Origin of the sequence: Mucilaginibacter terrae (genome assembly GCF_042679325.1) — a bacterium.
GTDB classification, from domain to species: Bacteria; Bacteroidota; Bacteroidia; order Sphingobacteriales; family Sphingobacteriaceae; genus Mucilaginibacter; species Mucilaginibacter terrae.
This window is the reverse complement of the sequence record NZ_JBHTMJ010000001.1, coordinates 195148-206137: the sequence shown is the minus strand read 5'-3', so window position 1 is coordinate 206137 and position 10990 is coordinate 195148. Positions and strand designations below refer to the sequence as shown.

Genomic DNA, 10990 nt, shown 5'->3' with positions numbered 1-10990 from the left:
AAAAAACAGTAAAAATACAGCCCGCCGGGTTACGCAGGCATGTGAATTAGATCAAAGAGAAATAAATTAACCTAATTGAGGCGGCTGCCAAATATCCAGGCTCTGCTGTTGTGTAGCCGGAATTTTTTGTTCGGCAAAGCTTTGCGCACAAGGCTGTGTAAACAAAGTAAAAACCTGTTGTAACGGAATATGCCTTGGGGTAGAACAACAAGAGCAAATACAAAACGGTGCACATGCCTCCTGATGAGCATTATTTGCAGAAGACTGTTCTGTTTGAACGGAAGCCTGGTTTCTTAAAATAACCCCCATATCATCTTTATCCTGGCAAGGCATAACAGCCAGTAATATAAAGTAGAAACTAAATATGGCAGCAACGTATTTCATTATTTACAAAAATAGAAAATAAACAATGAACTTAAAGGATTTAATATTCAAGTGTAATTACAAGCCACCAAACTTTAACTTATTAAATATAGCTAAAGGAAGTAATAATAGCGCATGTGCTTTACTCCGCCGACGAATAGTGCGATAATTACACCAACTATAATCTGAATATTATAATTTTGTGGTTAGTATTCACCAGTTTACAAATAAGCATTATATTTCCCACTTTATAATAACTCCCTGATTTGAAATGCTTATAGTAATTGCTGCCCTGGTGTCGTTGAGCCTGATGATCCTATTTTTTCATGCCGTAATCCCTCAAAATATGCCTTTGGTTTTTTGGGGTAAAGTAGAATTATTTTGGGTGATGATTTCATTTTTGGGTGTGTTATACGGCACCATGGAGGTACTTAGCGTAGATAAGAGAATTGAGTACGAGGAGTTGCATAACGCTGCCAAAATTAACTTTGCGGAAGTACAGATATTAATTGGTGAACATTTGCCGGCACTTGACCTTAGTCATTCATCAGAAGGACAAAAGACAGGGTTGGAGTGGTTTCATACCATGGTTAATTTAATGGACGATGGTTATGATTCAAGAAAATGGGAGGGCTTTGTGAACTATACGGAAGGTTTTGTATTTAAAGCGAAGGAGTTCCCGGTAATGGGGTACGTACAGGCTTTAAAATATCATTGGCCAAAAGATCCGGGTATTAGCCTTGAAGATATTGAATTTAAACGCGAAATAAAATTAATTGCCGACAAGCTGGAAATTATTGAACAGGAAAAAGAGCGATTACTCAAGCTTGCACCAAGCAATAAACCTGTTACCTGGCCACGGTATCTTATTGCTTTTGTTTTTTTGATCGGTCTGTCTTTAAAGATCTTAAAAATCAGGCACGAATCATATCGTTAGTTTTTTAATTGACCTTTGCTAACTGTAGTTCTGCGTGGCTATAAACCAACAGCTTTTAAGCCTGTGGTTGGTAATACTAAAATAAATCAGAATGCGTACCAGCACGCACCAACTCTAAAAGACGTATTTGCTCATTCTCGTCCCAAATGAGTAATAAATTAGGTTTAACATGGCACTCCCAATACCCGTTGTATTTGCCACTAAGCTTATGAGCCTTATGTTTTTGGTCGAGTCCGTTGTGGCCCTTATTGGCAAGTATTGTAACTATCTCTTGCAACATCTGCAAATATTTTGCTGAACGTTTCTTAAGCAGTTTAAGATCTCTCAAGAATTTTGTAGAAGTAACAATTTCAAACATTGCTTAAATTCAGATAGCCTTAAAAAGTTCTTCCACATTTTTAAAATGCGTCCCTTTACCTGCTTTAAGTTCTTCCATAGCTGCTATAGTTTCTGCATTGGGCACATTGCTTTTCCTTTTTACCTTTATGGTTACACCCAACTCTTTTAAAAATTCTTTAACCAGTCGGGTTTTGTTGTCCGGTACAATAATTTCGAGTGTCTGCATATACAAAACTAAATATAAATTAGCGAAAAGAGTGTATTGGCAAGTGCAACGGTCGGATGCAATTTGCTACCGCTAAAATCTGTAATTGGGAATGTTATTAATAAAATATCGTCTTTAGTCATTATACGCTTACTTTATCTATATACAAATTAAAAAGACCTCCCGGGGAAGGTTTGAGAGTGGCTTACATATCCACCCCTAATTCGTTCTGAAATATCTTGCTGTATTTCCTGCGGTCGAACTTGTAAAGTTTTGCCGCCCTAAACGATACGTTTTTTTGCTTTTCGTCCAATTCCTTTAAAAAACCGTAGCTCAGCATTTTCTTTCTGAAATTGCGCTTGTCCAATTTCTTATTCAATATAGCTTCGTACAGTTGCTGTAACTGGGTAAGTGTAAATTTTTCGGGCAGCAGTTCGTAAGCTATAGGCTGATAGCTCAAGCGGCGGCGTAGTTTGTTAAAGCCGGTCCTGAAAATTTCGGAATGGTCAAATGCCAGTTTAGGTAAATCGGTTACGGTATGCCAGAAAGCCTTACGGGCCAGTTGACCGGGTATCAGTTCCTTTTGCGCGTCGATACGTATAAGGGCATAATAGGCCACGGTAATAATACGCCCACGCGGATGCCTGTTTACATCACCAAAAGTATGAAACTGCTCCATGTGCAAATCATCCAAACCAGTTAATTCGTGCAAAATACGCCCGGCTGCTTCTTCAATGCCTTCATCATTTTTAACCAGGTTACCCGGCAAAGCCAGCCAGCCTTCAAAGGGCTCATCGTTTCGTTCAATAAGCAACACTTTCAACTCACCGGCCTCAAACCCGAATATAACACAATCTATAGAAAATTCAGATTCAAACTTAACCAAACGTTCTTCCAAGGTTATTATAATTTAGTAAATGATGGCTTTAAATATAACGGTAATTTTTAAGCAGTTGAAATTTAATTCAAGTTTAGCAAATAACAAGCAAAGGTTATTTTTAAAATACCGTTATACAATTTTAATAAAATTGGGTTTACAAACAGGTATTAGTTACGTTAATAAAATCTTGGTGTAAATTTTACACATTACCCGTACAACTTTGAGCTAATTAGCCGTCAAAGTTATTATATTTGCCCGCCACATTGCTATACAAATACATGGTTGCAGTTATTTATAGCGGATCTAATTATGCAGACTGGCGTTTGGCCGATAAGGGCCGCACGGTAGCCTCGTTTAAAACCAGCAGTATAAATCCGTTTTTTAACGATGAAAAACATATACTGCAGTTATTAAATAAAAACATAAACCTGATCCATCATGCCGAAGAAATTAAACGGATCCACTTTTTTGGGGCCGGTGTACTAAACCAGGGATTGCAGGATGCGGTAAGTAATAGCTTTACATCGTTTTTTAAATACGCCCGTGTTACGGTTGACCATGATATGCTGGGTGCTGCCATTGCCTGTTGCAAAAACAAACCGGGCATAGTTTGCATTTGTGGCAGCGGCTCTAACGCGGCTTGGTTTGATGGTAAAAAAATTGAACCAAATAACTATGGCTTGGGTTATATTTTAGCCGATGAAGGATCGGGTAACTGGTTGGGCCGTCAGCTGATTAAGGCATACCTGAACGAAACACTGCCAAACAACCTGCGCAAAAAATTTATGAAGGAATATGATGCCGACAGAAAGATCTTGCTTGAAAAAATTTACCATCAACGGCAGCCGGTATTATTTCTGAGCCGTTTAGCCGAATTTTTTGTTGATAACCACGCCGACCCGTTTCTGCAAAGCATTATCATTAATGGGTTTAAGCTAATGATTAAAACCTACGTACTGCCTTTAAAAGCACAACACCCCGATGCCGAAGTACACTTTGCCGGATCGGTGGCTGCCGGTTTTAAACCATACCTGCAACAAGCGGCAAATGAAACAGGTGTACAAATAGCATACGTATTAAAAGAACCTATAAACAATCTATTAACATATTATTCTAATAAAAATTAAAAACAAAATGAAAATAGGAATTAACGGATTCGGCCGTATTGGTCGTTTAGCTTTCAGAGTAGCCATCACCCGTCCGGGTGTTGAAGTAGTGGGCATCAATGATTTAATTGAGCCAGACTATATGGCTTACATGTTAAAATACGATTCTACCCACGGCAAATTTGATGGCACCATTGAAGTTAAAGATGGCAACCTGGTTGTAAACGGTAAAACTATTCGTGTAACTGCCGAAAAAGATCCTGCCAACCTTAAATGGGGCGATGTAGGTGCCGAAGTTATTATTGAGTCTACCGGCTTATTTTTAACCCAGGAAACTGCTCAAAAACATATTGATGCTGGTGCAAAGAAAGTGGTAATGTCGGCCCCGGCCAAAGATGATACCCCTACCTTTGTAATGGGTGTAAACCACAAAAGCCTGACCGCCGAAAATACCATCGTGTCTAACGCGTCGTGTACAACCAACTGTTTGGCTCCGATTGCTAAAGTGCTGAACGATAAATTTGGCATTGAAGAAGGTTTAATGAGTACTGTACACGCGGTTACTGCTACCCAAAAAACAGTTGACGGCCCATCGGCTAAAGACTGGAGAGGCGGCCGTGGTGCTTACCAAAACATCATCCCTTCATCAACAGGTGCTGCTAAAGCAGTTACTTTGGTTATCCCTGAATTGAAAGGTAAATTAACCGGTATGGCTTTCCGCGTACCTGTTGCCGATGTATCGGTAGTTGACTTAACCGTAAAATTAAAAAACGGTGCCTCATACGAAACCATTAAAGCTGCTATGAAAGAAGCTTCTGAAGGCGAACTGAAAGGCATTTTAGGTTATACTGAAGATGAGGTTGTATCTGAAGACTTCAAAGGCGACGCACGTACTTCAATTTTTGATGCCAAAGCAGGTATAGCCTTGAATGACAACTTTGTTAAGGTTGTATCTTGGTACGATAACGAGTGGGGCTACTCCAACAAACTGATTGACCTGGTTGAAGAGTTAGGTAAATTTTAATTTTTTAAATTTATAATATGGAAGCCGGGCCTTGTGTCCGGCTTTTTTTATTGAGTCTAAATTTATGTCATCCCGTTATTATGGCTAAGCGGTATTCATAAGTTTCAGGTCTCTACACATGTATAAAAATCTGATCTATTGAATTTTTTACGAATTAGAATGAGGTTTTATACGCCGTAAAATACTTGGTTCTCTTTTTCTAACCGGCTCAAATCGGGCAACTTCTCAAATATCCCAAATACCGATGCCCCGCTCCCGCTCATGCTGGCATATAAAGCGCCGGCATTGTACAATTCGTCTTTAACTGCTGCAATTGCAGGATGCGCTTTAAATATGTGTCCCTCAAAATCATTATGAATATGAGCTTTCCATTCAGTTACCGGTAGCTTAATTAACCCCTTTAATGATGTTTGAGCTGGCACCGGCTTTATACCACCATAAGCTTCAGCAGTTGAAACATGTACCGGCGGCATAACTAACACCAATTTATAAGCCGAAAGATCTAAACTAACCGGCTCAAAATCATCGCCTTTTCCATAAGCATAAACAGGCTGGTTGTTAATAAAAAATGCACAATCGGCACCTAATTGCCGGGCATATTGCATCATGGCATCGGGTGTTAAACCTAAAGCGAACGTTTGATTGATCAGTTTAATAAAAAACGCAGCATCGGCCGAACCACCACCCAACCCTGCTCCAATGGGAATGTGCTTGTGCAAGTGTATATCAACAGGCTTTATATCAAAATCCTGTTTAAGCAAATAATAAGCTTTCAAACATAAATTTTGTTCACTACTGCCCGGAATAACTATGCCTGATGATTGAAAATTCAGCTCCTTACTTTCAATAACTTCCAGCGCATCTTTAATCATGAGCGGATAAAAAACGGTCTCCAGGTTATGGTAACCATCGGCGCGGCGTTCGGTAATATTTAAGCCGATATTAATTTTAGCGTTAGGAAAATCGATCATAAAAGCATTATATCCTTACCAACTTTTGCACATTAGTAGGAAAGCCAAAATAGATTAATTTTCTTTGTAACCGCAAGCGTTTAAACCGAGTTGTATAATTGCCTGCATAAAAACTATGAAACAATACCACCACCTGATGCGCCATGTACTGGAAAACGGCGCACAAAAGCATGACCGAACAGGAACCGGTACCATTAGCGTGTTTGGCTACCAAATGCGTTTTAACCTGCAGCATGGTTTCCCGCTGGTAACCACTAAAAAGCTACATTTAAAATCGATCATACACGAATTGATCTGGTTTTTAAGCGGTGATACCAATATTAAATATTTGAAAGAAAATGGTGTGCGTATATGGGATGAGTGGGCCGATGCCGATGGCAACCTGGGCCCTGTTTACGGCTACCAGTGGCGCTCGTGGCCTAAGCCCGATGGCGGACATATTGATCAGATTAGCCAGGTTATCAAACAGCTTAAAACTAACCCCGATTCGCGCCGCATCATGGTATCTGCCTGGAATGTGGCCGATGTAGAACAAATGGCTTTGCCACCTTGCCATAGCTTGTTCCAGTTTTATGTAGAACCCGCAAACCCGCAAAAGGGCGAAACTAAAGGTAAACTTTCCTGCCAGTTGTATCAGCGCAGTGCCGATATATTTTTAGGAGTACCATTCAATATAGCCTCATACGCCCTGCTTACCATGATGATGGCACAGGTATGCGATCTGGAATACGGCGATTTTATCCACACTTTTGGCGATGCACATATCTATAACAACCACATGGAGCAGGTTAATTTGCAATTAAGCCGCGAGCCACGGCCATTGCCAGTTATGAAGATCAACCCGGAAGTGAAAGATATTTTTGGCTTTAAATTTGAAGATTTCACACTGGAAAATTACGATCCCTGGCCGCATATTAAGGGCGCTGTGGCAGTGTAGGAATTGTTGATAATAATTAATTTAATTATATTTGTTTATGACTGCGGTTGAAATAAAGGCGGAGATACAAAAAGTATTAAATGACGTTCCGGATAGTGCTCTGAACGGTATATTGAATTATGTTAAACATTTACAGGTTCAATTTGAAGATGACGTTAGGGCAGATAAAAATATTCAGAAGATTTTAAAAGAAGATGCAGAACTTTTAAGAAGATTAGCACAATGATAACTGTTGCATTTGCAAAGCAGCTGCATAGTATATTAATTGATGAATATGGTGGTGCAAAAGGTTTAAGAGACATTGCAGCATTAGAAGCTGCCTTAGCCATACCCTTCGCAACTTTTGACCAGCAGGATCTTTATTTTACACCATTAGAGAAAGCTGCGGCTTTATTAGAGAGCCTTATCATTAATCATCCATTCATCGACGGTAACAAAAGAATCGCATATACATTAATGCGTTATTTACTTTTGGAAAATGGACAAGATATTAGTTCGGATGAACAAACTAAATATGATATGGTAATTGCCGCCAGTACCGGCGTTATGAGATACGATGATATTCTTAATTAGTTAAAACTAAATACTGTTCATACATAACCCATGAATATCAACATCGTTGTCGCCATAGCTTCAAACCACGCTATAGGCAAAAACAATAAACTACTTTGGCATTTGCCTAAAGACCTGAAACATTTTAAGAAATTAACTACCGGCCATACCGTAATTATGGGTCGTAAAACGTTCGATTCGGTGGGTAAGCCTTTACCTAATCGGCGTAATATTGTAGTAACCCGGCAAAATATCAAAATTGAAGGATGTGAAGTAGTTAATTCGTTACAGGCCGCGCTCGTATTAGCCGAAGGCGAGGCTGAAGTGGATATTGTAGGTGGTGCTGAAATTTATCATCGGGCTATGCCGCTTACCAATTACATTTACTTAACCATTGTACATCAAAGCTTTGAGGCCGATACCTTCTTTCCGGAAATCGATTATAACCAATGGGAGGAAATAAGCAGGGAAGACCATCAGCCCGACGAAATGAATGCATTACCCTTTTCTTTTATCACCCTAAAACGCCGCTAACACCCACCCAGTTTATTTTGTTTTAATTAAACTGTTTCGCTTACTAAATTTTATTAGATTTGCCGTCTTATTTTGAAAAGCTTATAAATTAATTTTACACATAGATTACACCATGCAAGGTAAAGGGGTTATTAAATTTTTTGCCGTTCTATTGGCGCTTGTTTGCTTATATCAGCTTTCATTTACTTGGGTTACCAAAAACGTGGAAGACGATGCCAGGGCATACGCTAAAGGCAGTCCTGAAAAAGAAAAATCTTACTTAGATTCTATTTCATCACAACCGGTTTATCCGTTGTTTAAACACAACTATCAATACTGTAAAGAAAGAGAACTGGCTTTAGGTCTCGATTTGAAAGGCGGCATGAACGTTACCATGCAAATTTCATTAAGTGAGCTTATCCGTACCCTGGCTAACAACAGCACCGATGTTACCTTTAACCAGGCTTTACGCAACGCCGATTTAGTAGCTCGTACCAGCCCGGACAACTATATTGACATTTTTATGCGCGAGTTTAAAAAAGTTAGCCCGAATGGTAAACTTGCCGCTATTTTCGCAAACCAGTCTAACCAAAAGAGCCTGAAATTTGATGCCAGTAACGGCGATGTAGAAAAATACCTGCGCGACCAGTCGAACATTGCGGTAACACAGTCTTTCAACATCTTGCGTAACCGTATAGATAAGTTTGGTGTTACCTCTCCAAACATTCAGCAGCAAGCCGGTAACCGTATCTTAATAGAGTTGCCTGGTGTATCTGAATCGAGCAAAGAGCGGGTACGTAAACTGTTACAAGGCTCTGCAAAATTAGAGTTCTATGCCACTTATGACAATGCCGAGGTTTATCCCATCTTAACCAACATCAACGGTATCCTGGCTGCAAAAAACAAATTAAACACCAAAAAAGATACTGCTTCTGCTTCTGCCACTACTGCTACCACCTCAGCCGATACTGCAAAAAAAGGTGGTTCGTTATTAAGTAAGGTTAAACAAAACGCTGCTAAAGATACTTCAGCGTCTGCCTTAAAGGGTAAAAATGCAATGGCCGAGAGCATGCCATTATTTTCTGTATTACCTCCGGCAATTGGCCAGGGCGCCAACGGTCAACAGCAGTTAGTACCAGGCCCTGTTGTAGGCTATGCCTTAATTAAAGATACTGCAAAAGTTAATTCTTATTTAAATAACGAAGATGTTAAGGCGGTGATGCCTAAAAACATGCGCCTTTTTTGGGGAGCTAAACCTGCTGATGGTAGCAAAGCCATTCAATTATATGCCATTAAACTAACTGGTGCCGAAAATAGCTCTGTTTTAAGTGGTGCTGTAATTACCGATGCCAAAAGCGATATTGACCAGGGCAGCGGTGGTTACGAAGTGACCATGGAAATGAATTCGGACGGTGCTAAAACCTGGAGACGCGCAACTGCAGAAGCTGCCGGTAACCCGGCCGATGAAAACGATAACCGTTGCATCGCCATTGTATTAGATGATAACGTAGTATCGGCTCCTCGTGTAAGTAACGAGATTACAGGTGGCCGATCATCTATCAGTGGTAGCTTTACCCAAGATGAAACTACCGATTTAGCCAATGTTTTAAAGGCTGGTCGTTTACCTGCCCCGGCACGTATCGTATCCGAAGATATTGTAGGCCCATCATTAGGTCAGGAAGCTATTACCAGTGGTTTAATATCATGCGGTGTAGGTTTAGTTGTGGTATTAATATTTATGGTATTTTATTATAACCGTGCCGGTACAGTTGCCGACGTTGCCGTGTTCATTAACGTGTTTTTCCTGATGGGTGTACTTACCAGTATTGGTGCGGTATTAACTCTTCCGGGTATAGCGGGTATCGTATTGATATTGGGTATATCGGTTGATGCCAACGTGCTCATCTATGAGCGTGTACGTGAAGAATTGGCTTTGGGCAAAACAAAACGTTTGGCAATAGCCGATGGTTTCAAACATGCATTGTCATCTATTCTCGATTCAAACATCAGTACTTTCTTAACCGGTTTAATATTATTTATTTTCGGTACAGGCCCTATCCAGGGTTTCGCTACTACTTTAATGATCGGTATTTTAACTTCCCTGTTTTGTTCCCTGTTAATTACCCGAGTAATATTCGAGTGGATGCTGGATAAGGAGATCGATATTAAGTTTTCAAATCCATGGAGCTCCAACCTGTTTAAAAATGCCAACTTCGCGTTCGTAAAAAACCGCTATAAATTCTATGCCTTCTCTGGTATATTCATACTTGCAGGTATCGTATCTATGGCTACCCGCGGCTTTAGTTATGGTGTGGATTTTCAAGGTGGCCGTAGTTATATCGTCCGTTTCGATAAGACCCTCACCACCCAAGACGTTCGCAGTTCAATTGATAACACATTGGGCAAAGGTAAATCTGAAGTGAAATCATTTGGTGGCGACAAGCAGGTGCGCATAACCACCAATTACTTAATTGAAGATAATACTACGGCTGCCGATAATAAAGTGGAGACTACTCTGCGTAAAGGTTTAAGCCAGGTATCGCCTACGTTTAAGATATTAAGTTCACAAAAAGTAGGCCCTACCATTGCCAACGATATTAAAACATCGGCCGTTTGGACGGTTATTTTTGCCATATTGGTTATATCGGGATATATCCTCATCCGTTTCCGCAGGTGGCAATTCAGTTTAGGTGCTATGGTGGCTACCGCGCATGACGCCTTGCTGGTTTTATCCTTTTTCTCGTTATTCAACGGTGTACTTCCATTCGCTTTAGATATCGATCAGGCTTTTATAGCAGCCATACTAACCGTTATTGGTTACTCTATTAATGACACCGTGGTAGTGTTTGACCGTATTCGCGAATTCCTTGGTTTGCACCATGCCAAAACCGATGATCCGGCGGTAGTTGTTAATCAGGCCATTAATAGTACGCTAAGTCGTACCATTATTACCGCATTAACTGTTATCTTTGTACTGATCGTATTATTCATATTCGGTGGTGATGTGATCCGCGGGTTCTCTTTTGCCCTTTTAGTGGGTGTGTGCTTCGGTACGTATTCATCCATTTGTGTGGCAACACCCGTTATGCTCGATTTTGGAGGTAAGAAGCTCAATTCTTAATAATTACATAATAATTTATTAAAAAGGCTTCAAAGAACATTT

At 40.1% G+C, this 10990-nt stretch carries 13 protein-coding genes; 8 read left to right on the top strand and 5 right to left on the bottom strand.

What is annotated here, in order from left to right; translation table 11 throughout:
* Positions 1 to 66 precede the first annotated feature (66 nt).
* The gene (locus tag ACFQ3S_RS00865) at positions 67 to 384 is read right to left on the bottom strand and encodes a DUF6660 family protein (protein ID WP_377160230.1); all 318 of its coding nucleotides are present in this window, start codon (positions 382 to 384) and stop codon (positions 67 to 69) included.
* Positions 385 to 634: 250 nt separating this feature from the next.
* On the opposite strand from ACFQ3S_RS00865, the gene ACFQ3S_RS00860 reads away from it, so the two are divergent.
* Entirely contained in the window at positions 635 to 1300 is a 666-nt protein-coding gene (locus ACFQ3S_RS00860; RefSeq protein WP_377160228.1) for a hypothetical protein, read from the top strand.
* 76 nt (positions 1301 to 1376) lie between these two features.
* On the opposite strand, the gene ACFQ3S_RS00855 is transcribed toward ACFQ3S_RS00860, so the two are convergent.
* The 3 genes from ACFQ3S_RS00855 to ACFQ3S_RS00845 form a co-directional block, all read right to left on the bottom strand.
* Positions 1377 to 1658, bottom strand: a complete 282-nt coding sequence (locus ACFQ3S_RS00855) for a type II toxin-antitoxin system RelE/ParE family toxin (RefSeq protein WP_377160226.1) — start codon at positions 1656 to 1658, stop codon at positions 1377 to 1379.
* Between the two features lie 9 nt (positions 1659 to 1667).
* Positions 1668 to 1865: a hypothetical protein gene (locus ACFQ3S_RS00850; protein WP_377160224.1), complete on the bottom strand. Its 198-nt coding sequence runs from the start codon at positions 1863 to 1865 to the stop codon at positions 1668 to 1670.
* A 184-nt stretch (positions 1866 to 2049) separates the two neighbouring features.
* Positions 2050 to 2742, bottom strand: coding sequence for an NUDIX hydrolase (locus ACFQ3S_RS00845; RefSeq protein WP_377160222.1), 693 nt, complete (start codon positions 2740 to 2742; stop codon positions 2050 to 2052).
* 260 nt (positions 2743 to 3002) lie between these two features.
* On the opposite strand from ACFQ3S_RS00845, the gene ACFQ3S_RS00840 reads away from it, so the two are divergent.
* Positions 3003 to 3851 (top strand): hypothetical protein, encoded by an 849-nt coding sequence (locus tag ACFQ3S_RS00840; RefSeq protein WP_377160220.1) that lies wholly within the window; start codon positions 3003 to 3005, stop codon positions 3849 to 3851.
* A gap of 7 nt (positions 3852 to 3858) precedes the next feature.
* Positions 3859 to 4854 carry a type I glyceraldehyde-3-phosphate dehydrogenase gene (gap, locus tag ACFQ3S_RS00835; RefSeq protein ID WP_377160218.1) on the top strand — a complete coding sequence of 332 codons (996 nt, stop codon included), beginning with the start codon at positions 3859 to 3861 and terminating at the stop codon, positions 4852 to 4854.
* Between the two features lie 167 nt (positions 4855 to 5021).
* Here the strand turns inward: gap and ispE are convergent, their stop codons facing one another.
* Positions 5022 to 5825, bottom strand: a complete 804-nt coding sequence (ispE, locus tag ACFQ3S_RS00830; RefSeq protein ID WP_377160216.1) for a 4-(cytidine 5'-diphospho)-2-C-methyl-D-erythritol kinase — start codon at positions 5823 to 5825, stop codon at positions 5022 to 5024.
* Between the two features lie 115 nt (positions 5826 to 5940).
* Between ispE and ACFQ3S_RS00825 the strand changes: the two genes are divergently transcribed.
* The 5 genes from ACFQ3S_RS00825 to secDF all read left to right on the top strand — a co-directional run bounded on the left by ACFQ3S_RS00825 (position 5941) and on the right by secDF (position 10948).
* A complete protein-coding gene (locus ACFQ3S_RS00825) occupies positions 5941 to 6762 on the top strand; it encodes a thymidylate synthase (RefSeq protein ID WP_377160214.1) in 822 nt (273 codons plus the stop codon).
* Positions 6763 to 6799: 37 nt separating this feature from the next.
* Positions 6800 to 6988 (top strand): hypothetical protein, encoded by a 189-nt coding sequence (locus ACFQ3S_RS00820; protein ID WP_377160212.1) that lies wholly within the window; start codon positions 6800 to 6802, stop codon positions 6986 to 6988.
* The gene (locus ACFQ3S_RS00815; RefSeq protein WP_377160210.1) at positions 6985 to 7335 is read left to right on the top strand and encodes a type II toxin-antitoxin system death-on-curing family toxin; all 351 of its coding nucleotides are present in this window, start codon (positions 6985 to 6987) and stop codon (positions 7333 to 7335) included. Before ACFQ3S_RS00820 ends, ACFQ3S_RS00815 begins: the two co-directional genes overlap by 4 nt.
* A gap of 30 nt (positions 7336 to 7365) precedes the next feature.
* Positions 7366 to 7848, top strand: a complete 483-nt coding sequence (locus ACFQ3S_RS00810) for a dihydrofolate reductase (RefSeq protein WP_377160209.1) — start codon at positions 7366 to 7368, stop codon at positions 7846 to 7848.
* 112 nt (positions 7849 to 7960) lie between these two features.
* Positions 7961 to 10948, top strand: a complete 2988-nt coding sequence (gene secDF / locus ACFQ3S_RS00805) for a protein translocase subunit SecDF (RefSeq protein WP_377160207.1) — start codon at positions 7961 to 7963, stop codon at positions 10946 to 10948.
* The last annotated feature ends 42 nt before the right edge of the window (positions 10949 to 10990 follow it).

Coding starts and splice junctions, on each gene's coding strand:
- ACFQ3S_RS00865 (WP_377160230.1), bottom strand. CDS start 384: ATGAAATACGTTGCTGCCATATTTAGTTTCTACTTTATATTACTGGCT.
- ACFQ3S_RS00860 (WP_377160228.1), top strand. CDS start 635: ATGCTTATAGTAATTGCTGCCCTGGTGTCGTTGAGCCTGATGATCCTA.
- ACFQ3S_RS00855 (WP_377160226.1), bottom strand. CDS start 1,658: ATGTTTGAAATTGTTACTTCTACAAAATTCTTGAGAGATCTTAAACTG.
- ACFQ3S_RS00850 (WP_377160224.1), bottom strand. CDS start 1,865: ATGCAGACACTCGAAATTATTGTACCGGACAACAAAACCCGACTGGTT.
- ACFQ3S_RS00840 (WP_377160220.1), top strand. CDS start 3,003: ATGGTTGCAGTTATTTATAGCGGATCTAATTATGCAGACTGGCGTTTG.
- gap (WP_377160218.1), top strand. CDS start 3,859: ATGAAAATAGGAATTAACGGATTCGGCCGTATTGGTCGTTTAGCTTTC.
- ispE (WP_377160216.1), bottom strand. CDS start 5,825: ATGATCGATTTTCCTAACGCTAAAATTAATATCGGCTTAAATATTACC.
- ACFQ3S_RS00825 (WP_377160214.1), top strand. CDS start 5,941: ATGAAACAATACCACCACCTGATGCGCCATGTACTGGAAAACGGCGCA.
- ACFQ3S_RS00820 (WP_377160212.1), top strand. CDS start 6,800: ATGACTGCGGTTGAAATAAAGGCGGAGATACAAAAAGTATTAAATGAC.
- ACFQ3S_RS00815 (WP_377160210.1), top strand. CDS start 6,985: ATGATAACTGTTGCATTTGCAAAGCAGCTGCATAGTATATTAATTGAT.
- ACFQ3S_RS00810 (WP_377160209.1), top strand. CDS start 7,366: ATGAATATCAACATCGTTGTCGCCATAGCTTCAAACCACGCTATAGGC.
- secDF (WP_377160207.1), top strand. CDS start 7,961: ATGCAAGGTAAAGGGGTTATTAAATTTTTTGCCGTTCTATTGGCGCTT.